The 25,316-nt window shown below is 44.9% G+C and carries 28 protein-coding genes; 10 read left to right on the top strand and 18 right to left on the bottom strand.

Annotated features, from left to right (window positions below):
- Positions 1-141: 141 nt before the first annotated feature.
- A complete protein-coding gene (locus FGQ85_RS13110) occupies positions 142-351 on the bottom strand; it encodes a pro-sigmaK processing inhibitor BofA family protein (RefSeq protein WP_087166560.1) in 210 nt (69 codons plus the stop codon).
- A gap of 104 nt (positions 352-455) precedes the next feature.
- Here FGQ85_RS13110 and FGQ85_RS13115 point away from each other — a divergent pair, with 104 nt between their 5' ends.
- Positions 456-689, top strand: a complete 234-nt coding sequence (locus FGQ85_RS13115) for a YaaL family protein (protein ID WP_087166559.1) — start codon at positions 456-458, stop codon at positions 687-689.
- Positions 690-756: 67 nt separating this feature from the next.
- Here the strand turns inward: FGQ85_RS13115 and FGQ85_RS13120 are convergent, their stop codons facing one another.
- Positions 757-1,449 carry a DUF6198 family protein gene (locus FGQ85_RS13120; RefSeq protein ID WP_138373676.1) on the bottom strand — a complete coding sequence of 231 codons (693 nt, stop codon included), beginning with the start codon at positions 1,447-1,449 and terminating at the stop codon, positions 757-759.
- Between the two features lie 152 nt (positions 1,450-1,601).
- Between FGQ85_RS13120 and FGQ85_RS13125 the strand changes: the two genes are divergently transcribed.
- Positions 1,602-2,501, top strand: a complete 900-nt coding sequence (locus FGQ85_RS13125) for a LysR family transcriptional regulator (protein ID WP_138373677.1) — start codon at positions 1,602-1,604, stop codon at positions 2,499-2,501.
- Between the two features lie 112 nt (positions 2,502-2,613).
- Here FGQ85_RS13125 and FGQ85_RS13130 read toward each other — a convergent pair whose 3' ends face one another.
- The 6 genes from FGQ85_RS13130 to FGQ85_RS13155 all read right to left on the bottom strand — a co-directional run bounded on the left by FGQ85_RS13130 (position 2,614) and on the right by FGQ85_RS13155 (position 8,478).
- A complete protein-coding gene (locus FGQ85_RS13130) occupies positions 2,614-3,102 on the bottom strand; it encodes a dCMP deaminase family protein (RefSeq protein WP_087166557.1) in 489 nt (162 codons plus the stop codon).
- A gap of 15 nt (positions 3,103-3,117) precedes the next feature.
- Positions 3,118-3,747, bottom strand: a complete 630-nt coding sequence (upp, locus tag FGQ85_RS13135; RefSeq protein ID WP_087166556.1) for a uracil phosphoribosyltransferase — start codon at positions 3,745-3,747, stop codon at positions 3,118-3,120.
- Complete coding sequence (locus FGQ85_RS13140) at positions 3,729-5,288, bottom strand: L-threonylcarbamoyladenylate synthase (protein ID WP_138373678.1); 1,560 nt, start codon at positions 5,286-5,288, stop codon at positions 3,729-3,731. Before FGQ85_RS13140 ends, upp begins: the two co-directional genes overlap by 19 nt.
- A 40-nt stretch (positions 5,289-5,328) precedes the next feature.
- Entirely contained in the window at positions 5,329-6,006 is a 678-nt protein-coding gene (locus FGQ85_RS13145) for an N-acetylmuramoyl-L-alanine amidase (protein ID WP_138373679.1), read from the bottom strand.
- 301 nt (positions 6,007-6,307) lie between these two features.
- Complete coding sequence (locus FGQ85_RS13150) at positions 6,308-8,128, bottom strand: glycosyl hydrolase family 18 protein (RefSeq protein WP_243128565.1); 1,821 nt, start codon at positions 8,126-8,128, stop codon at positions 6,308-6,310.
- Between the two features lie 119 nt (positions 8,129-8,247).
- Complete coding sequence (locus tag FGQ85_RS13155) at positions 8,248-8,478, bottom strand: hypothetical protein (protein ID WP_087166553.1); 231 nt, start codon at positions 8,476-8,478, stop codon at positions 8,248-8,250.
- Between the two features lie 534 nt (positions 8,479-9,012).
- On the opposite strand from FGQ85_RS13155, the gene FGQ85_RS13160 reads away from it, so the two are divergent.
- Positions 9,013-9,738 (top strand): adaptor protein MecA, encoded by a 726-nt coding sequence (locus tag FGQ85_RS13160; protein ID WP_138373681.1) that lies wholly within the window; start codon positions 9,013-9,015, stop codon positions 9,736-9,738.
- Between the two features lie 72 nt (positions 9,739-9,810).
- Here FGQ85_RS13160 and FGQ85_RS13165 read toward each other — a convergent pair whose 3' ends face one another.
- Together FGQ85_RS13165 and FGQ85_RS13170 are read right to left on the bottom strand one after the other, a co-directional pair.
- A complete protein-coding gene (locus tag FGQ85_RS13165; protein ID WP_087251882.1) occupies positions 9,811-10,020 on the bottom strand; it encodes a DUF1858 domain-containing protein in 210 nt (69 codons plus the stop codon).
- 424 nt (positions 10,021-10,444) lie between these two features.
- Positions 10,445-11,371, bottom strand: coding sequence for an NlpC/P60 family protein (locus tag FGQ85_RS13170; RefSeq protein WP_138373682.1), 927 nt, complete (start codon positions 11,369-11,371; stop codon positions 10,445-10,447).
- Between the two features lie 223 nt (positions 11,372-11,594).
- On the opposite strand from FGQ85_RS13170, the gene FGQ85_RS13175 reads away from it, so the two are divergent.
- The 6 genes from FGQ85_RS13175 (at position 11,595) to FGQ85_RS13200 (ending at position 15,988) form a co-directional block, all read left to right on the top strand.
- Positions 11,595-12,002: a transcriptional repressor gene (locus FGQ85_RS13175; protein WP_087166549.1), complete on the top strand. Its 408-nt coding sequence runs from the start codon at positions 11,595-11,597 to the stop codon at positions 12,000-12,002.
- A 126-nt stretch (positions 12,003-12,128) separates the two neighbouring features.
- Complete coding sequence (locus FGQ85_RS13180; RefSeq protein WP_087166548.1) at positions 12,129-12,671, top strand: NADH peroxidase; 543 nt, start codon at positions 12,129-12,131, stop codon at positions 12,669-12,671.
- A gap of 157 nt (positions 12,672-12,828) precedes the next feature.
- Positions 12,829-13,365, top strand: a complete 537-nt coding sequence (rbr, locus tag FGQ85_RS13185; protein ID WP_087166547.1) for a rubrerythrin — start codon at positions 12,829-12,831, stop codon at positions 13,363-13,365.
- 70 nt (positions 13,366-13,435) lie between these two features.
- A complete protein-coding gene (locus FGQ85_RS13190; protein WP_087251886.1) occupies positions 13,436-14,344 on the top strand; it encodes a LysR family transcriptional regulator in 909 nt (302 codons plus the stop codon).
- Positions 14,345-14,561: 217 nt separating this feature from the next.
- Positions 14,562-15,053, top strand: coding sequence for a C-GCAxxG-C-C family protein (locus FGQ85_RS13195; RefSeq protein ID WP_087251887.1), 492 nt, complete (start codon positions 14,562-14,564; stop codon positions 15,051-15,053).
- Positions 15,054-15,067: 14 nt separating this feature from the next.
- Positions 15,068-15,988, top strand: a complete 921-nt coding sequence (locus tag FGQ85_RS13200) for a TDT family transporter (protein ID WP_138373683.1) — start codon at positions 15,068-15,070, stop codon at positions 15,986-15,988.
- 47 nt (positions 15,989-16,035) lie between these two features.
- On the opposite strand, the gene FGQ85_RS13205 is transcribed toward FGQ85_RS13200, so the two are convergent.
- Positions 16,036-16,593, bottom strand: a complete 558-nt coding sequence (locus FGQ85_RS13205) for an ECF transporter S component (protein WP_138373684.1) — start codon at positions 16,591-16,593, stop codon at positions 16,036-16,038.
- A 3-nt stretch (positions 16,594-16,596) separates the two neighbouring features.
- Complete coding sequence (locus FGQ85_RS13210) at positions 16,597-17,208, bottom strand: ECF transporter S component (protein ID WP_138373685.1); 612 nt, start codon at positions 17,206-17,208, stop codon at positions 16,597-16,599.
- Positions 17,209-17,457: 249 nt separating this feature from the next.
- Between FGQ85_RS13210 and FGQ85_RS13215 the strand changes: the two genes are divergently transcribed.
- Complete coding sequence (locus tag FGQ85_RS13215) at positions 17,458-18,117, top strand: hemolysin III family protein (RefSeq protein ID WP_138373686.1); 660 nt, start codon at positions 17,458-17,460, stop codon at positions 18,115-18,117.
- An 80-nt stretch (positions 18,118-18,197) separates the two neighbouring features.
- Here FGQ85_RS13215 and FGQ85_RS13220 read toward each other — a convergent pair whose 3' ends face one another.
- From FGQ85_RS13220 to FGQ85_RS13245, 6 genes are all read right to left on the bottom strand, one after another.
- Complete coding sequence (locus tag FGQ85_RS13220) at positions 18,198-18,482, bottom strand: GIY-YIG nuclease family protein (protein ID WP_087166543.1); 285 nt, start codon at positions 18,480-18,482, stop codon at positions 18,198-18,200.
- An 8-nt stretch (positions 18,483-18,490) separates the two neighbouring features.
- Positions 18,491-19,840 carry an MATE family efflux transporter gene (locus FGQ85_RS13225; protein ID WP_138373687.1) on the bottom strand — a complete coding sequence of 450 codons (1,350 nt, stop codon included), beginning with the start codon at positions 19,838-19,840 and terminating at the stop codon, positions 18,491-18,493.
- Positions 19,841-20,037: 197 nt separating this feature from the next.
- Positions 20,038-20,817 carry a class I SAM-dependent methyltransferase gene (locus FGQ85_RS13230; protein WP_138373688.1) on the bottom strand — a complete coding sequence of 260 codons (780 nt, stop codon included), beginning with the start codon at positions 20,815-20,817 and terminating at the stop codon, positions 20,038-20,040.
- Between the two features lie 133 nt (positions 20,818-20,950).
- Positions 20,951-21,811 carry a peptidoglycan DD-metalloendopeptidase family protein gene (locus tag FGQ85_RS13235; RefSeq protein ID WP_138373689.1) on the bottom strand — a complete coding sequence of 287 codons (861 nt, stop codon included), beginning with the start codon at positions 21,809-21,811 and terminating at the stop codon, positions 20,951-20,953.
- 42 nt (positions 21,812-21,853) lie between these two features.
- Positions 21,854-22,750, bottom strand: a complete 897-nt coding sequence (locus tag FGQ85_RS13240) for a SpoIID/LytB domain-containing protein (RefSeq protein WP_171027966.1) — start codon at positions 22,748-22,750, stop codon at positions 21,854-21,856.
- A gap of 66 nt (positions 22,751-22,816) precedes the next feature.
- On the bottom strand, positions 22,817-25,279 hold the full coding sequence (locus FGQ85_RS13245) for a glycogen/starch/alpha-glucan phosphorylase (RefSeq protein ID WP_138373691.1): 2,463 nt from the start codon (positions 25,277-25,279) through the stop codon (positions 22,817-22,819).
- Between the last annotated feature and the right edge of the window lie 37 nt (positions 25,280-25,316).

The raw sequence follows: 25,316 nt of genomic DNA on the forward strand, positions 1-25,316 counted from the left end.
AACGACAAAAATCGCTGTAGCCCAGTAAACACAAGGGATACAGCGATTTTTTCTTCCAATAACTGTCAAAGACAGGATTATAGACCGGTTTAAGAGTTTTGTCCACCGGTTTTTTTCATTTCCCTGATCTTTGTGAAACTCTCACAAAATTTCCCAGCATACAATGCCATAAAGGAGCGCAACCCCAGGAAGTCCAAGGATTCCGCCTGTCAAAACAGTAAACGGATTTAATCCTACGGCAACCGGTATTTTCTGAGAATCCAGAAACTGATTCACAAAAAAGATAACAGCCGCCCCAAGAACAGCCCGGACAATAAAGTTGATGATGATCTCGATTCCCTTTTCTTTCATCTCATACTCCCCGCTTCTTTTAGTACATTCTATTCTTCCAAACTGGTATTTTATTCCTGTTTTTGTACATACTATAACTATAACTTTAGGAAGGAAGGGATATCATGCCAACAAACACGAATCACCATTATGAAGCCGATGTTTATCTCAGAAGTTCTTATTCTGATCTTATAACGGAGATTGCACTTGTCAGGAAGGAGATCGAAGCTGCCGACAATCTCTTTCAAAACGCCTCTGATCCGGATTTGATTGACAGCTATATTTTTCAGGGGAATGCCGCCCGTAAACGATACAGTTTTCTTATCAAGCAGGCCAAACGCACACCTGCATTAACATAGGTCCACCGAAAAAGGGACGTCAAAAACAACGTCCCTTTTCGCATAATTATTTCTATTCATCCGGTTATCATCCTGCATACCGGCAGAGCTTTTCTCCTGACAAAAATGATGTAAATCGCACATGCCGGTCCATCCAGCTGCCCATCACCCCTACACTTTTCCCCATTGTAAATGCCGCCAGAATCGTTCCGGCTCCCAATCCGTCCAGATGTCCCAGAAAAATTCCTGTCATTCCGGCAGTCACAGCCAGACAGATAACATCAAAAGAAATTTTTATTTTCGAATACGTGATTCCTGTAATCTGCTCCATCTCCCGCGGGAAAAGGTCCGTCGGCACAATCGGAAGACGGCATCGGTTTGACAACGCGATTCCGAAGCTGATCAGAAGATAACTGACAACAAAATAGATGACACGCCAACCGGTTGTCTCCGGCAGAATATGAATCCATAATTCATAAACGTCCAGTAATTCTCCGAACACAAATCCCACCACAAAGCTGAAAAGATATTCCGGGACAAAGCGTTTCCTCAAAATCATAAGGCTCAGTATCAGAAGCCCTTGAAACAGATAGGTCCATGTCCCAAGTGAAAGATGCGGAAAGACCTCCGAAAAAGCAAACGGCACACTGGAGATGGCAGATATTCCGGATCCGGAATACAACATCAGTACTACTCCAAACGTATTCATAATAACAGCCGCCACAAGTGCCGCTTCTCCTCTCCACACCGGTTTCTCAGCTTCCATCTGTTTCTCCCTCATTTTTTCTTTCCTCCTCATAAGATATCCTTGCACTTTCCATCCATTCAGTTTAGTATGGAGATAAATTGTTCGCAAATGAATAATTTGCATAAAATTATAAAATTTTTTTATGATTTAGATGATACCGTTATGGAAGGGAAGGACGTGCCTGTATGAACTTATTTTATCTACGTTACTTTGTCACCCTGGCGCATGTACAGCATTATACAAAAGCAGCCGCGCAGCTCTGTATTTCACAGCCAAATTTAAGCCATGCAATCGCACAGCTTGAACAGGAGCTTGGGGTTCCCCTCTTTGAAAAAAGCGGGCGAAATACAACACTCACCCGTTTTGGCGAAGAATTCCTTGACTGCGCAGAACACACATTATCTACTCTGGATGCCGGAATGGAATCTATCCGACGCAGTGCACGGGGCGAAGGGCTGATCCGCCTTGGACTTCTGCGGACGCTGGGAGTCGAGTTTGTCCCTCGTCTGGCATCTGCCTTTTTAAAAGCACACCCCGATCTGGATCTCCAGTTTACCTTTCATACCGGGGTGACACAAAGCCTTCTGGACGGCCTTTCAAAGCGGAAATATGACCTGGTCTTCTGTTCTCATCCGCCGGACAGACTGAACTTCACAGCGGTTCCGGTACAGAAGCAGGATCTTGTTCTGATTGTCCCAAAAGGACATCCGCTTGCCTCCCGCCATACTGTTGACCTGGCCGAGACAGCTCCCTACCCACAGATCTTTTTTGATAAAAGCTCAGGTATCCGTGCCGTGGTTGATCAGATGTTTTCCGACATAAACACAGAACCAAAGATCGCCTACGAGACAGAAGAGGATCAGGTCATTGCCGGGCTGACTGCACAAGGCTTTGGTATTGCAGTCGTACCTTATATGGATTTACTCTTAAAGCTGGATCTCAAGATTCTGCAGATCAATACCCCCGCATGTGAACGAAATCTTTTTATGGTACACAACAGCCGCATCTTTCTGCCGCCATGCGCGCAGCATTTTCGACAGTTTGTACTTGACAGTACTGTCCTCCCCGGGCAGGAACTCATCTAGTTTTTTTATAGTTTCATCAGTATTTCGCATAATGAATAAAGAGGGGCATTCGGATTCCCTGGAATCTCAGAATGTCCCTCTTTATAGATACTTCCTGATCGGGAAGCAGAATTTATAATTTAATCTTTACTTCCCGGCCTGTCCGGTGATACTGATAGTATCTTACTCCTGCTGAATCCATCATCCGTTTTGATGCAATCACAGAGGCGGTGTCCTCATACTTGTCACAGTCATAAATTACTTCTTTAATGCCTGCCTGGATAATGGCTTTTGCACATTCATTACACGGAAACAGGGAAACATAAATCTTGGCTCCTTTCAAGCTGCCTCCCCCATAATTCAGAATGGCATTCAACTCGCTGTGGACCGCATACACATATTTGGTCTCCAGCGGATCATCCCCCTCCCTGGCCCACGGGTACTCATCATCGGAGCAACCATTCGGCAGCCCGTTATAACCCATAGAAAGGATTTTATTATCCTGGCTCACAATGCAGCATCCTACCTGGGTATTCGGATCTTTGGAACGCATGCCGGACAGCATGGCAATTCCCATAAAGTATTCGTCCCAGGACAGATAATCTTTTCTCTTGGCGTTCATTTTATCACCTTCCTGCTATTTGGTTCCGAAGATACGGTCTCCTGCATCTCCAAGCCCCGGTACAATATATCCATGTTCATTCAGCTTTTCATCAAGCGCCCCAACATAAATGTCCACATCCGGATGGTCTTCCCGAAGCTTTTCCAGTCCTTCCGGTGCTGCAAGGATACAAAGGAATGTCATATTTTTTACCCCTTTTTCCTTCAGCATGGTGAGCGCCTCGGAACTGGATCCGCCTGTGGCAAGCATCGGATCTACCACGAAGACCTCTCTTTTATCGCAGTCTGACGGCAGCTTGCAGTAATATTCTACCGGCTGCAATGTTTCCGGATCTCTGTAAAGACCGATATGGCCGATCTTTGCCGCCGGAATCATCTTCAGAATTCCTTCCACCATTCCAAGGCCGGCACGAAGTATCGGGACAACAGCAAGCTTTCTGCCCGCCAGCTCTTTTCCCGTCATCTTGCAAATCGGCGTTTCAATCTCCACATCCGCAAGTTTCAGCCCTCTTGTCGCTTCATAGCACATCAGCATGGAGATCTCCTCAATGATCTCACGGAATTCTTTTGTTCCAACCTCTTTGCGGCGGATATAATCAATTTTATGGTGAACCAGCGGATGGTCCATTATATGTACTCTTCCCATTTTTCCTTTGCCTCCATATTCAGCTTTCTAGCCAGTTTTCTCATATAATCTTCCAACTCCATATAGGATTCCTCATATTCCTCCAGAGACTTTCCGTACATGGACTCCACTTCCTTTTCTTCTCCGATATATTCACCCAAAGTGAAGATGTTGCTGTGGAATCCATACTCTGTAATAATTTTTCTCTTCTGCGCTTTCTCCATTGTCAGAATCAGGGTATCCGGAGTAATATCTTTCTCCTCAAAAGGCAGGGCCTCATGCTCTGTCGTGTCCACACCATTTCTCCGCATGATTTCCTCTGCTTTCGGATTTAACGGCTCCGGAAACAGTACGATCATGCCCCTGGACTGAATGTCATATTCCTGCAGAAGAATCTGCCTCTGCAGAAGGCGCTCTGCCATCGGGCCTCGACAGTTATCATCCTTGCTCACAAAAATGATCTTCCGGTATTCCTGCAGCTTGATAATCTCGGAGGCAGGAATCCGCTTGTGACCTGCCGCTTTTAATAGACGATTCATAATGGCAGTGTCGATTGCTTCTCCGAAAAAACCTTCACTGTAAATAATATCCACGCCTTCTTCGTCAAATTCCCTGAGAATTCCATACAGATTTTTCGTGATTGTCCGACGGTTTTCCCTGCTTCCGATACTTTTCACGGTTCCGTATGTATACTGACTCATCGTCTCCGCAGTAGCAATAATACCGATCCGGTATCCTTCTCCATTTTCTTTTTTCCCAAACATCGCCTTATCATATGCGAGCTGTTTGATCGCAAGAACTGTATCTGAAGGCTTCCCCTCGATCAGAATCATCTGCGCTTTCGGTGCATAATGACGGTATTTCATACCAGGAGCCTTTGGAGCCTGGCTGCTGTTCTCCGAAATCAGGGTCTGATCCATCCTGACCTCACCAATCACCTCTTCCAGCATTTCTTTCGTGACTGCACCCGGTCTTAGAATCATCGGCGGCACACAGGTCATATCCAGAATGGTGGATTCCACTCCAATATTGACACTGCCTCCATCCAGAATCATATCGATCTTTCCGTCCAGATCCTCCGCAACATGCTGTGCAGTCGTAGGACTCGGGCGCCCCGATGTATTTGCGCTCGGTGCAGAAACATAACCTCCGCCTTTCCGGATCAGCTGCAGCGCAATCTCGTCGTCCGGCATACGCACCGCAACCGTGTCAAGTCCTCCCGTCGTTCCGTACGGTACTCTTTCGTTTTTCTTCAAAATCAAGGTAAGCGGGCCCGGCCAGAACTTATCAACAAGCGTTCTTGTTCCTGCCGGAATTTCTTCCACAATTCCATCCAGTGCATCTTTCTCTGCAATATGTACAATCAGTGGATTATCAGAAGGTCTGCCTTTTGCCGCATATGTTTTTCTCGCCGCCTCCTCATCAAGCGCATTCGCCCCCAGGCCGTAAACGGTCTCCGTTGGAAATGCGACCAGGCCTCCCTGCTTTATGATTTCTCCCGCTGTTTCCATGATCGTTTCATCGATCTGCATTCTGTCAATTTTTTCTATTCTTGTTTCCATAAATTTTATTATAACACACTCATCCTCTTTTCGGAACCCTTCACTGCAGACATTCCTCGATACCATCGGCAATCACTCTGGCCAGGGAATTTTGATAATCCTCCTCCGTCAGTTTCTGAGCTTCGCTTTGATTACTCAGAAATCCGCATTCAATAATCAATGTCGGGACTTCTGTACGTTTCAGAAGATAGTAAGTCGTATTGCCCTTTACCGGCCGGTTTTTTGTCCCCTCCAAGTTTTCCATCTGCTTCTGCACGACCGAGGCCATCTCTTCCCCCTCTTTTGAATGCTCATAATAAAAAACCTGAACACCGCTCACATCCGGCGAAGGATAACTGTTCTGGTGAATACTGACCGCAAGTGCCGGGGCCGTCTCATTAATCAATTCTACCCGCCGCTTTAAATCCTGCACCTGCTTATTATCAGCATTTTCATCATACAGCCCCTGATCCTCTTCCCGTGTCATCAGAACCGAAATCCCCCTTGCCTCCAGTTCCTCCTTCAGCTTCCCTGCAATTTGAAGATTAATATCCTTTTCAAGCGCGTCATTAACACCGACCTTCCCCGGATCCTTCCCTCCGTGTCCGGCATCAATCACTACATCCGCCTTCTGCACCTGTACTTCTCCCTGCGTCACTATACTCTCCACCTTCTGTATCCCATACAACACAAAAACAAGAATCAGAAGTGTCAGCACCCACTTCACTTTATCCGCCATATTATAATCCCTTTACGTTCCAGTCTTTAAAACAAATATATGAATAAAGACTGTACGATAGACTTTTCATCGGGGACGTGTTCCGATGAAAAGGAACCTGTCCCCGATGAAAAAAATCTGAAAATTCGAGTTTTGCCTTATTTTATGCGGGTTCCGAGCGTTTTTTTGCCGTTTACGTCGTGTACCTGTGCACCGGAACACGTCCCCTACAGCCTCCACAAAAATAACGGAGCCGCTTCGAGGCAAGCGGCTCCGTCTTTCTTTGTTCGTTATTCAGTTTTTATTTTCTTTTTGTATTCTGTTATCCGTTCACGTACCGGGAGATCAGTTCCCAGATACCTGATTTTTCGAATCCGAGTTTCCATGCGGCTGCTCCTGCAAGATCGTATTCCTGCATGACTTTGAGCTTGGCCTCCAGGGATTGTTCGTCTTCAAGCCATATTTTGTACGTGTTTCCGTCTGCAGTCCACTCTGCGTAGTTCTGCTGGGTCTCTTCATCCCAGGATGCTGTCACGCCTGCATTGGCCACAGCCGTTTCTGCCTCCTGCATGCCGATCGCCTGGCTTGTCAGGCCGCTGGATGATTCGATCCACAGTCTCGTGAAAAACGGAAGTCCGTTAATGACTTTCTCTTTTGGTACTTCTTTGAGTGTCTCTGTGATACCTTCTCTTACAAAGTCAATCGATGCAACAGAGCCGGCTTCTTCAGAGCCCGCGAAGTGTTCGTCATATCCCATGATGATCACGTAATCTGCTACAATGCCCTGTTCTTCTCTGTTGTAATGGCTTGTAAATCCAGGTACATAGTTATCCACGGAAAGAACGATCTGGTTCTTCCTGCACTCAACAGATAATTCCCGGATAAACTGAATATAGTGGTCGCTCATCTCCTCGGTGATCTGCTCGAAGTCCACGTTGATGCCGTCAAGTCCGCTGTTTTGTGCCTCGGTAATCAGCTGGCTGATCATATTGGCCCTGCTCTGTGTGTTGCTTAATACCGTAAGTGTATCGACCTGATTGGTAAAGTTGTCAACCAGCCCCCATACTTCCAGCCCTGCCTGATGTGCGGCATCCACATAGGCACTGCTTGCGAGAGACGTAATATTGCCGTTTGTATCCTGGATTGTGAACCAGGTTGGAGAAATTGTAGTCAGTCCTGTCGTTCCTGCAATGACGGAGGCCACATTTTCATTGGCCGCCTGGCTTGTAACCTGATGCCATGCCAGATTGATCTTGTAGTCTTTCTGAATATTGGTATATTCCGGCTCTTCATATTCAGATTTCCGTGTCTGTTTTTCGGCTTTTTCCAGGGTATTGGATTTCACATAGCCGATATACCCGTCCACGGTTCTTACTTTCATCCAGGATCCGGCTTCTTCGATGACAACCACGTCGTCTGATTTACTGATTTCAGTCAGGATCGGGCTCTTTACACCTCCCAGGATCCGGACCTCGGTATCTTTGCTCACCCTGGCGTGGTTTTCTTCCTTGTTGGTTACAATCACTGCTCTGTCCGGATTTTCATAGACATCCAGTGACATGTCCGTATATTCTTTTACAAAATCCAGCGCGAGATAAACGGTATCATTTTCCACTTTTACAATTTCATAGTCTCTCGTCTGTGTTCCATCTTCAGATTCAAATTCTGTCGAGCCAGCCGGAATGCTGAGCGTCCTGTCCGGTAAAGTATAAAGCAGCCGGTTTTCATTAGAGTCCCAGTAAAATCTCTGATTTACGTAATCGTGTACAGAATCGAAATCCAGATAGACTTCGCTTCCTTCTTTCATGCTCTTTACATCTGGAATCTGATTGTCGATCGCAAGTCCCACCTGGCTGGTGTCTGTAATACCAAAATACTCATTTTTATCTGCTTCTTCCCTCGACGGGCCATATCTGATCCATAATACTATTCCTGCTGCGATCACTGCGATAAGTAAGAGCAGAAGAAGAATCAGGATGCGTTTTCTTCTCTTTTTCCGTCTTCGGATCTGGCGGCGCATCTCAAACTCTTTCTGGCGTCTGCTTTCCTGATTCCGGCGTCTTGGATCCTGCTGCTGTACCGGCCTTTGTCTTTTTCTGGCCGGCCGTCCATCCGGTCTCCTTTTGCCTCGTCTTTCATCCATGTCCATACCTCCTGTATACGCTCACATTATATCAAGATTTCTTCTGCACGTCATTAATAATTTTGACATTTTCGGCTCTGTTCACTACCTGTTTCTGCGTAAAGGGGGATTATCGCTTTTTACTTTATGTTTGACAGTTTCACAAATCTGACTTCTTTAACTTTACCGTTCTCATCCGCCACATAGTCTCTCATATAGGAAAGTTCTTCCTTCACTGCATGTGCGGACGCAATCTGCAGCGGACTGGCCGGATGTCCGTTCATTTTCATCCGTACTCCCATCCGCTCATACTCCGAGAGTTCCACAAACAGATTCCTGTATTGCTCGTCCTCTATAATATCGCTCTCCATACTGTTTCCCTTTTCTTTCTGATAATCTGAAACAGAATTTTGAAAAACCTTTTTCTATGACTGCGGCCCGGAGTATCCCCTTGTGAAGTGCACAGGTTTCTTATCGTGATATATTATTTATGATACCCCGTATGCTGAAAAAGGTAGCACCGTTCCCGTTATTTTTCAAAATCATGAATCGTCTGAATTTATTAGTGGGTTCTTTTGTGATTAAATGAATATAAACTGAGAATAATTGTGATATGCTCTATTTTGATTCTATCGAACTGATTGCAGAAATGCTTTTAGTGAGATAAATCAAGGACTGCTTTGCATAAACTATATGCAGAAATGCTGACCGGAAAATAGATTCGTAAATATCCCCTCCTTTATTACTGTACACAGTCATCCGGGAATACTACCTCTGTCCAGATATTATACTCCTGTTTTCTGCGAATGCAAGTATTTTTTCTAAATTTTATTTACAGAATTTTATTTTTTGTTTATACTACTATTGAGTAAGTATAAGATTATTTACAGCTAGGAAGTGATTATATGAAAATTGAAAAGATCAATGAAAATCAAATCCGTTGTACCCTGACACGTGCCGATCTCGAGGACAGACACTTAAAGATCAGCGAGCTTGCCTACGGTACCGAAAAAGCGAAATCACTTTTCCATGACATGATGCAGCAGGCAGCCTTTGAATTCGGTTTTGAGGCTGACGATATTCCGCTCATGATCGAAGCGATTCCATCATCATCGGATTCCATCGTGCTCATCATTACAAAGGTAGAAGATCCGGAAGAGCTGGATACTCGTTTTTCCAAATTTGCTCCTTCTCCGTTCGATGATACAGATACATCCAAAAAGGCTGTCCCAGACAAGCTTGAGGGTGCGGAAGAGTTTCTGCAGCTTCTCAACAAAGTCAAAGAGGCGGTCGCAGAGATGCCCGGAAAGAATGGAAAGCCCGAAGCGTCCATCCGCCCGGCTGTCCGGCTGTTCTCGTTTGGCTCTCTTGACCGGGTGATTGAAGCGGCGCATCTTCTCTCTCCGATGTATCAGGGCGTCAATACGCTCTATAAGGATCCGTCCGACGGATTCTTTATTCTGGCCGTCACACAGTCAGGACATTCAAAAAGTGATTTCAGCAAAATCTGCAATATGCTGACTGAATACGGTATTCTGGAAAAGAGTACTCCGGCGTCTCTTGCATATCTGGAAGAGCACTGTGAGACGATCATTTCCCGCGAAGCTGTACAGCATCTTGCCAGTCTGTAAAATAAAGCGCTAAAAAACACCGTCTGCAGAATTTACTCACCTGCAGACGGTGTTTTTCTATTGCCTTACGGCTTATTCATTTGCTTTTAAGAAAGCATTGATTTTCTCTACTAATAATTCGGCGTCAATTCCATGAACCATTGCTGCTTCTTCCAGAGATTCCATCTGAGAAGCCGGGCATCCGAGGCAGTGCATTCCGATTTCCATAAGGATCGGAGCAACTTCTGGATGTGTATTTACAATCTCGCCAATCGTCGTAGTTTTTTCTACCTGAAAAGCCATTTTGAATTCCTCCTTATTTACTTGGATTTACGTATTCCTTATTATAATACCTTTTTTCCTAATACGCAACCAAAAAGCTTTCCTTTCCTCCGGAAATAATTGTCAGAATTTTCTATAATTTTTTGCCCTTTCAGAATCATAGTTTGATTATGAAAAAGTCAACCTTTTTTTCCGGTTTTTTCGACAAAAACTCAATTTTATTATTTCTTTACAAAACATCCGTTCTTTTAAAAGCCAAAAGTTATCCCCACAATTCACAACTTTTTCTGTGGAAAGTGGGGATAACTTTTGAAAACAACGCTATTTTACCCTTTTTTCATAATTTAAGTGTGGAAAACGATTTTGGCCTTATTTTCCATTTTTTTACAATTTATTACAAATTTGTGCATTTTGCTGATTCGCAATTTTTTCTCTCCGCGCCTGCTTAGAAAATCCGGCGCACTGTCAAAATACTCGTGTATGTTGCGGATGAAATTCCAATCCCATGTGCAGGATCCTGTGCGTTGACAATCTGACCGTCTCCCACATAGATTCCGACGTGACCATTATAACAGATGATATCTCCCGGCTGTGCCTCGGAATAGGAGACCTCGTATCCTGCGCTTCTCTGAGCCGAGGATGTCCTCGGAAGGGAAACGCCAAAATGGGCATAGACTGACTGGACAAAACCGGAACAGTCCGCTCCGTTTGTCAGGCTTGTCCCTCCCCACACATAGGGATTCCCGATAAACTGACAGGCATAATCCACAACAGCCTGCCTCTGCGCCTGTTTTCTTTCGGCTTCTTCTCTTGCCCTCTGCTCTGCTTCTGCCTGAAGCCTTGCCGCCTCCTCTTCTTTTGTCTCTCCGTAGGAAAATGTAACCTCTGTTCCGTTCTTCAGCGCCTCCGCTTCCATCTGACGCACTTTCTGCTGCGCCTGTCCTGCATCCATCAGATATTCCGACCGGATAAACCCGGTAATATTTCCGGACTGAACTGCCGTCCACTCTCCAACCGGTCCCTTCAATGTTACTGCATTTCCCGGATAAAGCTTTCCGGTCCAGTCACTGTCATCAGATGTGGCGCTTCTGACATAAATATAATCAGAAGAAATATTAACAAAGCCTGTATCTTCGTATTTCCCGTTCTGTTCCCTTACAACAAATTCTCCGTTTTTTTCTGTTTCTTCTATTATAATAGAAGATGCCTGATCCTCTGTCTTTTGTACCTGTCTGAACAGTCCATCTGCATTGACTGCCGGATTTCCTGTCTGAACCGGAAGTTCAGCGGCCTTTGCATGGATCCCGGAGCCTGCTCCGAAAATACCGACAAAGGCAGCCAGTATCAGTCCCTTTTTGAAATAACTATGCATGGCATAATCCTCCTTTTATGATAGTTATGTATATTTTCTTTCGTATTTATTACATTTTTGTTACAAATGTTACGTTTTGTATTCTAACATATTTCGTTTTTTTGTCAAGGCACTTCCCTTTCTATATTCACTTTCAGTTATATTTTTTCTTGACAAAATCCGTGAAATTTTTTATTATAAATATAATAATTATTATCATTATTAATCGAAGGGAGGGTTTTTGTTGACAGCATTGAAATACAGCAGGCAGCGAGAATCGATTAAGGACTACCTGATGCATACAAATGCGCACCCGACTGCGGATATGGTTTACCTCCATGTCAAAGAACAGTTTCCTAATATCAGTCTTGGAACGGTATACCGGAATCTGAATCTTCTTTCTGACATGGGAGAGATCATCAAGATATCGACTCCGGACGGAGCAGACCGGTTTGACGGACGCACTGTTCCTCACTATCACTTTTTCTGTACTGAATGCGGTTGTATGGAAGATATGAACATGGCATGCATGAAACAGATTGACCAGCTTGCCAACGAAGCATTTGACGGCACCGTGGAATCACACACCATTACATTTTATGGGAAATGCAGCCGGTGTCTTCAAAAGCATTCAGAAGCTGCTGCCATATAATTGTAAATAATTCATGAATTCCAAAATAGGAATTGACAAGCACACGGAAAAGTGCTATATTGATATCAGTAATTATTACTGATTTTTAACTAAGGAAACAAAAAAAACGAAAAGGAGATATGTGTTATGAAAAAATGGGTATGTACAGTATGTGGTTATGTTTATGAAGGAGAAAATCCGCCGGCAGAATGTCCTCAGTGCCATGTTCCTGCAGATAAATTCCAGGAAATGGCAGGAGAAAGAACATGGGCTGCTGAGCACGTAGTAGGTGTTGCTCAGGGTGTAAGCGAAGACATCATCGCTGATTTAAGAGCAAACTTCGAGGGAGAATGCTCCGAAGTAGGTATGTACCTTGCAATGGCAAGAGTTGCTCATAGAGAAGGATATCCGGAGATCGGATTATACTGGGAGAAAGCAGCATGGGAAGAAGCAGAACACGCTGCTAAATTCGCAGAATTATTAGGTGAAGTCGTTACAGACAGCACAAAGAAAAACCTTGAGATGAGAGTAGAAGCTGAAAACGGCGCTACAGCTGGTAAATTTGACCTTGCTAAACGTGCAAAAGCTGCTAACCTTGATGCAATCCATGACACAGTTCATGAGATGGCAAGAGACGAAGCTCGTCACGGAAAAGCATTCGAAGGACTTCTCAAGAGATACTTCAGCTAAGATACACCCAATATTCAGGAATTTAGGAGACGGTTCTTATGAATCGTCTCCTTTTTTCAAAGCCTTCCCCGCTTCACAGCGGAAAGATTGTTCTTTCAGATTAACTGTGCTATAGTAGGGATAACAAGTAATTTGTCATTAAAAGGAGGAAAAAAACATGTCAAAATACGAAGGAACCAAAACAGAACAGAACCTGATGGCTGCATTTTCCGGTGAGTCTCAGGCAAGAAACAAATACACATTTTATTCTTCTCAGGCAAGAAAAGCCGGATACGTTCAGATTGCAAATATCTTTGAGGAGACAGCAAATCAGGAAAAAGAACACGCAAAAATGTGGTTCAAAGAGTTCCACGGCATCGGTGATGTAGCAGAAAATTTAAAAGACGCTGCTGCCGGCGAAAACTATGAGTGGACAGAAATGTACAAAACCATGGCTGAAGAAGCAAGAGCAGAAGGATTCGATGAGCTTGCTGCAAAATTCGAACTTGTTGCACAGGTAGAGGCCGCTCACGAGAAACGTTACAATAAGATTCTTGCTACATTCGAAGCAGGAAATACTTTCAAAGGAGACGCTCCTCTTGGATGGAAATGCAACAACTGTGGATATATCTATGAAGGCGAAGAGGCTCCGGAAGTCTGCCCGGTATGTGCTCATCCGAAGGCTTATTTTGAAAGAAAAGTAGAAAACTACTAAAATTTACTGATCAGAATCTGACAGGCACACAGAAGTGTGCCTGTTTTTATCAAAGGGGGGGCCGGAATCTATGGATATTCAGGATTTTTACATTTTTCAGACTACAGCCCGTGAGGGGAGCATCACCAGGGCAGCAAAGCTCTTGTATATGACTCCTCAGGGCTTAAGTAAAATTATTAAAAACATGGAAAACGAACTGGACTGTACGCTCATCGACCGTTCCCCGCAGGGCATCCGGCTGACCGAAAGCGGAGAATGTTTTCTTCATCACTCTTTTTCCGTTACCGCTGAATACGGGAGCCTGAAAAAAGAGCTTTTGAATATCCGCCAGAGAAATCACGGCATTGTCGATCTGCTTTCCTCCTATGGAATTCTCCGCCTTGTCACTCCGGATTGTATTATGGCATTTCAAAAGCGTTATCCGGAAATCCAGTTTTCTTACCGGGAATACCCGGATCTTCAGACAGAGCGCCTGTTTCTGGAGAAGAATGGAAATGTTGCGTTTTCCATTGCCGATTTTGAGGATGGCCTCTATGATATCACAGAAATGGAAAGCTTTCCTGTATGCCTTCTTGTCAACGAGTCCCATCCTTTAAGCCGGAGAAAAAGCGTCACCATCGAGGACTTGAAAGGCGAGCCTTTATATATAGAAAGCGGACAGTTTAAGATTCATCATCTGATCGTGGACAGATGCCGAAAGGCCGGATTTGAACCGAATATTGTCTTTGAAACGAGCGGCTTCAGCCTCTGCCATAAAATGGTGAAGGCCAATAAAGGGGTATCTGTGACAGTCGATTTTGTCTTCGAGGACATGAAATCCCAGGGACTTTGCCTTATCCCGTTTTCTGACGATACCTACGAATGGAAAATCTGTATGCTGACCCGCCGCGGGGAGCCGGTCAGTGAAGCTGTCACATTATTCTGCAACCATGTCATGGACTGGATGCGGGAAATTAAACTGGGGCATCTATCCAGGTAGTTGATGCCCCTCAATAAAACGCTTCTGCTTTTCTTCTTTTTCTACAATTTTCTCCAAAATATTCTCCTGTTTTTCATTTCCATTTTGTTAAATTTTCCTGCTCTTATAAACAATTTCAATTGATTTCAACAATTATTTCCTTTTTCTATTTCTCACCATTCTTCCTCTGCCTTATACTTTTACCACAGAAGTTACACATTCAAAGGAGGAAGAAAAAATGAACGTAAAAAATGAAGTAAGTGTAAGCAAAGTGCGCAAAGACGCTGAGGACTACTATAGAAACGGGTACTTCTGCTGCGAAGCTGTTATGGCATCTGTAAGAGACAATTTCGAGCTTGATGTTCCGAAGGAGGTCATTGCAATGTCTTCCGGTATGTCCGTAGGAGCAGGACGTTCCGGCTGTATGTGTGGCGCATTAAACGGTGGCATCCTTGCTCTTGGCATGCTTTTCGGAAGAACAGAGCCAAACGGACCGAAGGATCCAAAGGTTGTAAAATGTATGGAACTGACAAACGAACTTCACAGCTGGTTCCGTGAAGCAAACGGAAAGCACTCCGTATGCTGCCGTGTCCTGACAAAAGAATTTGACATGGGCAAGGGCGAACACAAAGAACAGTGCATCTATTTCACCGGACTCTGTGCCGGAAAAGTAGCTGAGATCGTTGTACGCGAACTCGGACTTACAAACACAGACGAACAGACAGCTTAAGTGAGGTTCTGACAATGAAAAATGTAATCAAAAAAGTACCCGTACCTTTGAGCGGGGTCATGCTTGGTCTTGCCGCCCTCGGCAATCTCCTGCAGAGCTATTCCGAAGGAGTCCGCTATTTCTGCGGTATCCTCGCAGGCCTTCTTCTGATCCTGCTTATCCTGAAACTGATTCTGTTTCCGGGCATGATCAAAGAGGACATGAAAAATCCGATCATGGCAAGTGTTGCCGCCACCTTCCCTATGGCACTTATGCTTTTGAGCACCTATGTGAAGCCTTTTATCGGAAATGCAGCATTTGTGATCTGGATTCTGGCAATCCTGCTTCACATCGTAATGATCCTGTATTTTACAGTAATTTTTATCGTGAAGCTTCAGATGCCAAAAGTATTTGCAAGTTACTTTATCGTTTATGTAGGAATTGCAGTTGCAGCAGTGACAGCTCCGGCATTCGGCTGGCTGACCATCGGAGCGGCCGCTTTCTGGTTCGGCCTGATTTCGCTTGTTGTACTGCTGATTCTTATTACATACCGGTACATCAATTTTAAGGAAATTCCGGAACCTGCAAAGCCGCTGATCTGTATCTATGCGGCGCCTGCAAGCCTTTGTATCGCAGGTTATACCCAGTCGGTAGAGACAAAATCCTATGGACTGCTCATCGGACTGATGATCGTGGCAGCAATCCTGTATGTGTTCTCGCTTGTTAAAGCAGTGACATACCTGAAGCTTCCATTCTATCCGTCCTATGCATCCTTCACTTTCCCGTTTGTCATCAGTGCCATCGCGATGAAACAGGCTTCCGCCTGCCTGATGAACATGGGCAGACCAATCTCTTTCCTCTCCGGTGTGGTGACGATCGAGACCGTGATCGCAGTCCTGTTTGTTGCCTATGTCTTTATCCGGTTTATGGGATTCTTATTCGCAGGAAAGAAATAAGACACAGAAAAAAGGAAGAAATCATCCGCGATTTCTTCCTTTTCTTTTTACATCACTCTCTGATAAATCCGTTTCACCGGCAGATACAGGATGCTGACCGCCACAGCCATAAAGACTGCATTGAATACGGTTGCCGGAATCGAAGCGGTGGATGCTGCCACTGCCGCGCCGATGCCGCTTCCTGTGATGACCAGTCCAAGGATTCCCATTCCCCACTCAATGAGAATATTTAAAACTGCGTAAACAATACTGCAGATCACGGCGCCCCGGTACTCTTTTTTCTGATCGCCGTCTGCTCTTTTTCGGAACCATGCGAACAGCGCTCCCACCAGAAGACATTTCACAATCGTCTCCACAAATACCTGCGGAATGGACTGTACATATCCGTTGAGGAGGTCAAAAATGACAAGCCCTGCTGTTCCGGTGACGGCCCCTTTCCTGCCGCCCTGAAGAAGCATCCCCAGTACCACAAATACGTGTCCAAAGTGGATAAACGGTGTTCCGACCACCGCCGGAACCGGAATCCGGAACGCCTGAATCCCAAGGAATGTAATCGCCGTAAAAAAGGCCATACTTACTATCGTCTTGATTTTCCGGTCATTCATTTCTTATACCGCCTTTGTCCTTCTTATCTCTTTCGTAATCAACCCGCTCTTTAAGAGAACCGGGCGAACCGCATTGTAAAGCAGTCCGGCAAGCACGATCGATACGACCGCATTGATCAGTGTCGCCGCCCCGCTGATCTTGGCCAGTGTCTCCGCCATCTGCTGCGGCTGTCCGAGAATGTACTGCTTATAAAAATATCCCACAACAGGATCTGCGATTACATTAAATCCAAGTCCCGCCACGCATGCCAGTGTGCTCCATTTCATCACATACTTTTTATCGGTACTGTCGTTGATCTTGGCGATTCTGTGCGCAACAAGCCCGACAATCAGACCAATCATGAATTTCAGCACGAATGTCTTCGGTGCTCCTACAATATAAATCGGATCCAGGAGGTCTCCGATTGTCATGCCGACTGCTCCGGCCAGCCCTCCGTAACCGCCCCCAAGGATCAGCGCCGCCAGCGCGCAAAATGCATTTCCTGCATGGATCGACGTCGCATCGCCGCCCGGAACCGGAATTTTTATCTGCAAAAACGCAAATGCTACATAACACACTGCCGCGAAAATCGCGGTCTGCGCAAGTTTAGTTGTTGTCTGATGTCTCTGATTCATAATTCTGCCCTCTTTCCTCTGTTTCTTGCCTCATATTATCACCAAACTGGATTCTTTAAAACATCCAGTTTTATTATTTTTAACCAGTCCAGTTGTGGATTTTAAATATTTTCTGTTCAAATCTTTATTTTTCTTTCGCAATTTTACTATTGATTTTTTGGAATATCGGATATAATATTAGCATATAGATTACGTAGTATCGAAAACTACATGTTGTTTTTTCAGCATGTTCAGACAGGAGGTAGTTTTATGAATAGACATAGCAGACATTTAAAAGATCCAGGAAGCGCCATTACACATTTTATCGGAATGCTGATGGCTATTTTTGCTGCAGTTCCGCTGTTGATCAAGGCCGCAAGGGAGCCGGATCATATTTATCTGATTTCCCTGAGTATTTACGCACTCAGCCTGATCTTATTGTATGCGGCGAGCACCACCTACCATACGTTTGATCTCTCTGAGAGGGCAAATACGATTCTCAAAAAAATTGACCACATGATGATATTCGTCCTGATTGCCGGAAGCTACACCCCGATCTGCCTGATTACGTTAAAAGGGCGGACAGGAACCATCCTTCTTGCTCTCGTGTGGGGTATTGCCATTGTGGGAATTATCTTGAAAGCCTTCTGGGTATTCTGTCCGAAATGGGTTTCTTCCGTTCTCTATATTGGAATGGGCTGGACCTGCGTCCTTGCTTTCACCCAGATTTTAAATACCCTTTCTCCTGCAGCATTCGGATGGCTTCTTGCAGGCGGTATCATTTATACAATCGGCGGTGTTATCTACGCGCTGAAACTTCCGATTTTCAATAACCGGCATAAAAATTTCGGATCCCATGAGATTTTCCATCTCTTTGTCATGGGTGGAAGCATGTGCCACTTTATTGTGATGTACGCCTTCGTATTGTAATAACCTTACCGCAATAACCTGATCGCAAAATAAAAGACCATGCATGACGCACAGTCTTCTCACCCGGCTCTGATCTGACATCAGGCCGGGTTTTCTTTTTGATTTTCAATCAGCTTTTCCTTTTCTTTCCGTGTTAGATGTTTGATCTCATATTCCCGCCTCATCGCCTCTTCTTTTGAACAGAAGCTCTCATAGTAGGCAAGCGCAACCGGACGTCTCGTCTTCGTATATCTGGCGCCTCTGCCGTCGTTGTGGGCCTTCAGGCGCTTTGTCAGATCATTGGTCCATCCGGTATAAAGTGTCCCGTCACTGCACTTCAGAATATAAGTATAATTTTTCTGGATCGTTTCTTTCTTCTCCTCCATGTTTCCTCCTAAAAAGGTGAATATGCTCCCTCTTTAAACCGCTTCAAAAGAATAACCGCCGCCACTGCAGCGATGACTTCTCCGGCTGGAAAAGATATCCACACCCCTGCAGGTCCGAAAACGCGGGACAGCAAAAATGCACACGGAATCGTGATGACAAACTGCCGCAAGAGCGAAATTACAAGAGAATGCTTTCCCTCTCCTATCGACTCAAAAACTCCGGAATAAATCACACCGATAGTGGAAACCAGAAATCCAAGGCAGATAATCCGAAGCGCCGTAATTCCCGCCTGCAGAAGAGACTCTTCCGCATCAAACAGCGCGAAAATCTGTCCCGGAACAGTAAGCGACAGCACCGTACCGATCAGCATAATACATCCTGCGGATAACAGGCTGTACCGGATAATGCTTCTCACCCGCTCTTTTTCTCCCGCTCCATAATTATAGCCGATCAGCGGCCTCATTCCCTGCACAATTCCATTCGCCGGCATATAAATGAAAGTCTGAAGCTTATAGTAAACTCCCAGAACCGCCACATACACATCCGAAAATCCTCCCAGAATCCGGTTAAGCACACTGACCAGAACCGATGGCAGCGTCAGCATAATACTGGATGGAATTCCTACACTGTAAATCTGCCGGATCATTGCCTTATCCAGCTTCAGATACTTCGGATGGATCTGAACGGCAAACCGCCGTCTCTTATATACGACAATATAGAGCAGAAACGCCGTAATCTGGCCGATAACCGTAGCGTATGCCGCGCCTTTTACTCCCATGGCCGGACAGCCGAGAAGTCCGAAAATCATAATCGGATCCAGAATGATATTGATGACCGCCCCGGTCGCAAGAAGAATCATCGTAATCTTCATCTCACCGATTCCCTGAAAAATCTTCTCAAAGGCAATCTGCAAAAGGCACCCAAAGGACAGACACAGTACAATATAAGTATAATCGCACGCCAAATCCACAATCACTTCATTTTTTGTGAACATCGCAAGAAACGGTTTTGTGACAAGCAGTCCAAGAATCACAAATAAAATACAGTGAATCACCGTCAGCGCAATTCCAATAGTCGCAGCCCTATTCGCTTTCTCCTGCCTTCCGGCCCCAAGATGGATCGCAATGGCCGAACTGATTCCGACTCCAATTCCGACCGCCACCGATGTCACCACGTTCTGCAGCGGATACGCAAGAGAAACCGCCGTCAAAGCGTCCGTTCCAAGCCTTGATACATAAATACTGTCGACAATATTATACAGCGACTGAATCAGCATGGAAAGCATCATAGGGACCGACATGGACATCAGAAGCGGAAATACCTTTCCGGTCTTCATAAACTCATTCGTCTTTTCCATTTTCTCTCTCCTTCTTCCACAGAATAAAAAAGACCATATGCCTGTTTAATTCTGAAACAGGAAAACCATATGATCTTTGCTTTGCTTTTCAATTTTGACCAATTTATGTTATCACACCAGGGCAGAACTGTCAAACATATTTTCTCCGACAGAATTTGACAATAGTTATCAAATGATTCCGCCGTTTGCAATCATTTCTACTCCGCTCGAAACATCCCGTATTCTTTCGGCACATGTAATATGCCATTGGAAGTATGTTGAAGTAACATATTCTTAAAATCCTGCTTAGGCACATTCCGCAACGGCATCATGCTGGATAACGAATAAATATATTCGACCATATCGTCCACTTCCCTTACTTGCAGCGAATCCACATATTCTAATTTCTCAACTTTTGAGAAAACTTTTCCTAGTATTTCGTACCCATTTTGAAGTGTGAAATTTTTATTTATGCTGTCTTCAACCCCATATTCAGAAAATAATGTCGTGAGATATTCTGTAATACCATGTTCTCCATAAGTAGCGCAATAAAATTTTCCACCCTTTTTTAACACGCGCCTTACCTCTGTCAACGCTCTATGTAAATCCGGCACATGATACAGCATCATATTGGCAATTACGATGTCAAATGTTTCGTTCCCAAACGGTATATCCTGAATATCAATAACCTGGTATTCAACATTATCATGGATGCTGACAGTTTCTTTGGAAACCTTGACCATACCAGCAGAAAAATCAGAAAGTACCAATTTTGAGCAGGAAGCAATCATTGCTTCTTTGTCTTTCCACATATCTCCTGTTCCGCATCCCAATTCTAACACTTTCATCCCATCAGAAATTTCATAATTAGAAAAGATCCAGTTTCCAAACCCCATTTTATTCGTTGAATATTTTTCGTGAATAGCGATTCTTATATTCAAATTTGTTTCAGTTGCATATTGCTGCTTTACGACTTCTGCATCATTCCAATTACTCATTGCCGTCTCTCCGACTCCTTTCCCCTGGCATTATAAGTTGATTTTAGCATATTTATTTCTCTTAGTCACATACGTTTTCAGACCTGCACCAAAAATCCAGGGGCACTCTCTCCGTCAGAGCCGCCCCTGGATGTTATTCGCTTAAATATTGTAACGGATCAATCGGCTGTCCGTCTTTGCGGAATTCAAAGTACAGATTGCACCCTTCTACGCTGTAGTATCTGGTAGGTTCCGCCAGATAGCCGAGCACGGTTTTTGCTTCTACGCTGTCCCCGGTCTTGACCTGTACATTCTGCAGCTGTCCGTAGATGGCCTCATATCCGTTTCCCATGTCTACTGTAACGGTCGTTCCTTCCTGCGGCGTTTTGTCGATGGATTTGACAATTCCTTTTCCTGCGGAAATGACCTGATCGTTGACAGCTCCTCCGATAATCAGAGCCGGATTGTATTTATACTCCTCCAGTGTTGCAAAGTACACGGTCTTGTCCATGCTGTAATTCATCAGAACCGCGCCGCTGACCGGCCAGATCAGCTTGTCGCCCTCGCTGAAATTGATCTCGCTGCCGGCCCCTGCCGTTTCCGCGGAATCAATCGTACTGCTGTCTGAATCTACTGCGTTTGCGGTACTGTCCGTGCCGGAAGTTCCGCTCTGGGATGTCGTCCCGCCGGAAGCTGTACCGTTATCTGCCGCATCTGTGCCGGAGGATGCAGGATCCTCTGCCTCTTCAGAAATACCGCTGCCGGAAAAATCAGATACTCCTTCTTCTGTCACATCGTCTGTAGAATCATTGATTACATCCCCCGCATCTGCGCTCTGGTATTCTTCCAGCTCCTGACGGCTTTCCTCCTCAATCTTTGCCATCTCATTTTTAACATTGCTTTTGTATTGCTGAAATGTATAGACACCCGTCAGAACTACTGCTGCCGCCATGCAGACTGCCAGCCCGATTTTTGCTCCCCGACGTTTTTTAGGAGCGCGCTTATTGTTGTTCATCTTCATCACCTCTGGCATTATCTTTGCCAGAAACCAGGAAGCTTATTCTGTGTCTTTCAAAATTTCCGCAACTTCTTTTAAGACAGTTCCTTCAAAAAAATAATTCAGAATCTCTTTGTAGTCTTTTCCCTCTTTCGCCATGGATTCGGCCATATTCTGGCTCATTCCAAGTCCATGGCCGATACCCTGAGTGATGACGGTCGTTTTTTTATTTTCTTCTTTCAATGTATAGCAGGACGAAGCAAGCTCCCACCGGTCCCGGAACGTATCTCCATCCATTATCTCTTCTCCCTGCCTGATCTCCAGCACATATCCGGCGCTGTCCTGCTTTGTGATTTCATACCCGGTTCCATCGATTTCTTTTGACTGAAACGCATCCTCCGCATCCTTGTCTTCCGCACAGTCTACACTTTTCAGGTACGGATACTGATCCGTTCCGAGTGCTTCTTTCGCATCTCTTGTCTTTCCATTTGTCAGACGGCAGTACGGTGTATATGCCGGATGATCCTCATAGACAAGAATTCTTTCTTTCGTCTCATTCCACGCTTTTGAAAGCTTCTCATAATATTCCTGCATATGGCTCTTCCACTCTTTTTCCATTTCGTCCACTGTATAAAAATGATCGGTAAAAACAAGTTCTTCTCCTTCTTTTTGCTCTGTCATCTTTTTGTAGATCCCGGTCCGCACAATGACCGCCTGCGCTTTGATCGTCTCTATATCCATCTCCATCGAGATCTCTTTTGCCAGCATGCCCATTCCATACGCGTCCAGAGACATGGTCAAAAGCCTGTCATCTTCCCCGCTTTGCACCATTACTTCTGTTTCCTCCTGCCGTGGAGGCGCCAGGCGCATCGGCCCGTTGATAAAAATCGTGATTACATATGGCAGCGCAATCAGAAGAAACAAAATACAGCCATATTTTTTCCATTTCCGAAGCATAAAAAACCCTCCCATACAACGTATGAGAGGATTTTTATTCTTATTCCTGTCCTTTTTGCAGGCGAATTATGCATCAACCTTAATGTGGTCCAGATGCCAGATGTCATCTACGTATTCCTGAATCGTTCTGTCAGAAGAGAATTTGCCGCAGCATGCAACATTCATGAGCGCTTTCTTAGCCCATCCTTCTCTGTCTTTATATGCTTCTTCCACACGTTTCTGTGCGTCTGCATAAGAACGGAAGTCTTTCAGAATGAAGTATCTGTCCGCACGTTCCTGACCGTGTGTGTTGACAAGTGAATCGTAGAGATCTCTGTACATCTCCCTGTCTCCATTGGAGTACGTTCCGTCGATCAGCTGATCAACGACTCGTTTGATGTCCCAGTCATTAAAGTAAATATCTGCCGGATTGTATCCGCCGTTGTTCTCAAAGTTGATAACCTCATCGGATGAAAGTCCGAAGATAAATGCATTTTCAATTCCAACTTCTTCAACGATCTCTACATTGGCACCATCCATGGTTCCAAGAGTCGGAGCACCATTAAGCATAAATTTCATGTTTCCGGTACCGGATGCCTCTTTGGATGCTGTGGAAATCTGTTCGCTGACATCTGCTGCCGCAAAGATGATCTCTGCATTGGATACACGATAATCTTCGATAAATACAACTTTGATCTTTCCGTTGATGCTCTTGTCATTGTTGATGACATCCGCAACAGAATTGATCAGCTTGATTGTCTCCTTGGCACGGACATATCCTGCCGCTGCCTTTGCGCCGAAGATAAACGTTCTCGGATAGAAATACATCTCCGGGTGATCTTTGATCTGATTGTACAGGTACATCACATGAAGAATATTCAAAAACTGACGTTTGTATTCATGGAGACGTTTTACCTGCACATCAAAAATCGATCTCGGATCCACTTCAATTCCATTATATTTCTTAATATATTCTGCCAGGCGCAGCTTGTTCTGGTATTTAATCTCACGGAATTCCGCAAGCGCTTTTGGATCATCCACATATTTTTTCAGCCTGCTCATCTGAGACAAGTCGGTAATCCATCCATCTCCGATGCGCTTTGTCACCCAGTCTGCAAGGAGCGGATTTCCATGCATGAGGAATCTTCTCTGGGTAATTCCGTTTGTTTTATTATTGAATTTCTCCGGCATCATGTCGTAGAAATCTTTCAGCTCCTCATGTTTGAGAATCTCTGTGTGAAGTCTTGCCACACCGTTTACAGAATATCCCGCTACAATGGCAAGATGTGCCATCTTCACCTGACCGTCACGGATGATAGCCATTCTTGCTACTCTTCCTTCATCGCCCGGATATCTTGCGCGGATCTGCTCAATAAATCTGCGGTCGATTTCCTGGATGATCTGGTAAATACGAGGAAGAAGTCTGGAGAACAGATCAACCGGCCATTTTTCCAGCGCCTCCGCCATAATTGTATGATTCGTATAGGCAACTGTCTTTGTCGTCACATCCCATGCTTCATCCCACTCCAGTCCTTCCTGGTCAATCAGGAGATGCATCAGTTCTGCAACTGCCAGTGTCGGATGGGTATCATTCATCTGAATGGTTACTTTCTCATGAAGTTTGCGGACATCGTCATGTTTCTTCTTATACCGTACCAGCAGCGCCTGAAGGCTGGCAGAGATGAAGAAATACTGCTGTTTCAGACGTAATTCTTTTCCTGCATAGTGGTCATCACAAGGATAAAGCACATCTACAATCATCTTTGCCAGATTTTCCTGTTCCACCGCATGTCTGTAATCACCGCGGTTAAACGCGTCCAGATGGAAGTCCGTAATTGCTTCCGCATCCCAGATTCTCAGTGTATTGACTACATGATTTCCGTATCCGATAATCGGCATATCATACGGTACAGCAAGAACAGAGCTGTAGTTTTCCTGAATGAAATTGTTTCGTTTCGTCACAGGGTCGTATTCGATTCGTACATCTCCTCCGAAACGGACTTCTTTTGCGTACTCATCACGGCGAATCTCAAACGGGTTGCCGTCCTTGAGCCAGTTGTCCGGTACTTCCACCTGATATCCGTTCTCGATTTTCTGCTTGAACATGCCGTAACGGTAACGGATTCCGCAGCCGTAGGCCGGATACCCCAGTGTCGCAAGGGAATCAAGAAAGCAGGCCGCAAGTCTTCCGAGACCACCATTTCCAAGAGCCGGATCCGGTTCCTCATCCTCTACCGCATTCAGATCGATTCCCATCTCATCCAGCGCTTCTTTGACTTCTTTATAAGCAGTCATATTGATCAGGTTGTTGCCCAAAGCCCTTCCCATCAGGAACTCCATGGACATGTAATATACTGTCTTTGGATCTTCTTTTTCCATTTCTGCCTGCGTCGCAAGCCAGTAATCAATGATCGTCTCTTTTACGGCAAGGGAAACTGCCTGAAAGATCTGCCGTCCGGTTGCTTCTTCGATTGTTTTTCTATAAAGGTTTTTAATATTATTCTTTACTTCCTCTTTAAAAGCTTCTTTCTCAAATCTTTTACTGTACATCTTCCTTTTCCTTCCTGAACATTTTGAATGTCTGATG

Origin of the sequence: Pseudoflavonifractor sp. BSD2780061688st1 E11 (assembly GCF_005844125.1) — a bacterium.
Classification (GTDB): Bacteria; Bacillota; Clostridia; order Lachnospirales; family Lachnospiraceae; genus Sellimonas; species Sellimonas catena.

What these genes read in the sequence shown, in the direction of transcription:
- FGQ85_RS13110 (WP_087166560.1), bottom strand. Translation starts at nt 351, where the DNA reads ATGAAAGAAAAGGGAATCGAGATCATCATCAACTTTATTGTCCGGGCT.
- FGQ85_RS13115 (WP_087166559.1), top strand. Translation starts at nt 456, where the DNA reads ATGCCAACAAACACGAATCACCATTATGAAGCCGATGTTTATCTCAGA.
- FGQ85_RS13120 (WP_138373676.1), bottom strand. Translation starts at nt 1,449, where the DNA reads ATGAGGGAGAAACAGATGGAAGCTGAGAAACCGGTGTGGAGAGGAGAA.
- FGQ85_RS13125 (WP_138373677.1), top strand. Translation starts at nt 1,602, where the DNA reads ATGAACTTATTTTATCTACGTTACTTTGTCACCCTGGCGCATGTACAG.
- FGQ85_RS13130 (WP_087166557.1), bottom strand. Translation starts at nt 3,102, where the DNA reads ATGAACGCCAAGAGAAAAGATTATCTGTCCTGGGACGAATACTTTATG.
- upp (WP_087166556.1), bottom strand. Translation starts at nt 3,747, where the DNA reads ATGGGAAGAGTACATATAATGGACCATCCGCTGGTTCACCATAAAATT.
- FGQ85_RS13140 (WP_138373678.1), bottom strand. Translation starts at nt 5,288, where the DNA reads ATGGAAACAAGAATAGAAAAAATTGACAGAATGCAGATCGATGAAACG.
- FGQ85_RS13145 (WP_138373679.1), bottom strand. Translation starts at nt 6,006, where the DNA reads ATGGCGGATAAAGTGAAGTGGGTGCTGACACTTCTGATTCTTGTTTTT.
- FGQ85_RS13150 (WP_243128565.1), bottom strand. Translation starts at nt 8,128, where the DNA reads ATGGATGAAAGACGAGGCAAAAGGAGACCGGATGGACGGCCGGCCAGA.
- FGQ85_RS13155 (WP_087166553.1), bottom strand. Translation starts at nt 8,478, where the DNA reads ATGGAGAGCGATATTATAGAGGACGAGCAATACAGGAATCTGTTTGTG.
- FGQ85_RS13160 (WP_138373681.1), top strand. Translation starts at nt 9,013, where the DNA reads ATGAAAATTGAAAAGATCAATGAAAATCAAATCCGTTGTACCCTGACA.
- FGQ85_RS13165 (WP_087251882.1), bottom strand. Translation starts at nt 10,020, where the DNA reads ATGGCTTTTCAGGTAGAAAAAACTACGACGATTGGCGAGATTGTAAAT.
- FGQ85_RS13170 (WP_138373682.1), bottom strand. Translation starts at nt 11,371, where the DNA reads ATGCATAGTTATTTCAAAAAGGGACTGATACTGGCTGCCTTTGTCGGT.
- FGQ85_RS13180 (WP_087166548.1), top strand. Translation starts at nt 12,129, where the DNA reads ATGAAAAAATGGGTATGTACAGTATGTGGTTATGTTTATGAAGGAGAA.
- rbr (WP_087166547.1), top strand. Translation starts at nt 12,829, where the DNA reads ATGTCAAAATACGAAGGAACCAAAACAGAACAGAACCTGATGGCTGCA.
- FGQ85_RS13190 (WP_087251886.1), top strand. Translation starts at nt 13,436, where the DNA reads ATGGATATTCAGGATTTTTACATTTTTCAGACTACAGCCCGTGAGGGG.
- FGQ85_RS13195 (WP_087251887.1), top strand. Translation starts at nt 14,562, where the DNA reads ATGAACGTAAAAAATGAAGTAAGTGTAAGCAAAGTGCGCAAAGACGCT.
- FGQ85_RS13200 (WP_138373683.1), top strand. Translation starts at nt 15,068, where the DNA reads ATGAAAAATGTAATCAAAAAAGTACCCGTACCTTTGAGCGGGGTCATG.
- FGQ85_RS13205 (WP_138373684.1), bottom strand. Translation starts at nt 16,593, where the DNA reads ATGAATGACCGGAAAATCAAGACGATAGTAAGTATGGCCTTTTTTACG.
- FGQ85_RS13210 (WP_138373685.1), bottom strand. Translation starts at nt 17,208, where the DNA reads ATGAATCAGAGACATCAGACAACAACTAAACTTGCGCAGACCGCGATT.
- FGQ85_RS13215 (WP_138373686.1), top strand. Translation starts at nt 17,458, where the DNA reads ATGAATAGACATAGCAGACATTTAAAAGATCCAGGAAGCGCCATTACA.
- FGQ85_RS13220 (WP_087166543.1), bottom strand. Translation starts at nt 18,482, where the DNA reads ATGGAGGAGAAGAAAGAAACGATCCAGAAAAATTATACTTATATTCTG.
- FGQ85_RS13225 (WP_138373687.1), bottom strand. Translation starts at nt 19,840, where the DNA reads ATGGAAAAGACGAATGAGTTTATGAAGACCGGAAAGGTATTTCCGCTT.
- FGQ85_RS13230 (WP_138373688.1), bottom strand. Translation starts at nt 20,817, where the DNA reads ATGAGTAATTGGAATGATGCAGAAGTCGTAAAGCAGCAATATGCAACT.
- FGQ85_RS13235 (WP_138373689.1), bottom strand. Translation starts at nt 21,811, where the DNA reads ATGAACAACAATAAGCGCGCTCCTAAAAAACGTCGGGGAGCAAAAATC.
- FGQ85_RS13240 (WP_171027966.1), bottom strand. Translation starts at nt 22,750, where the DNA reads ATGCTTCGGAAATGGAAAAAATATGGCTGTATTTTGTTTCTTCTGATT.
- FGQ85_RS13245 (WP_138373691.1), bottom strand. Translation starts at nt 25,279, where the DNA reads ATGTACAGTAAAAGATTTGAGAAAGAAGCTTTTAAAGAGGAAGTAAAG.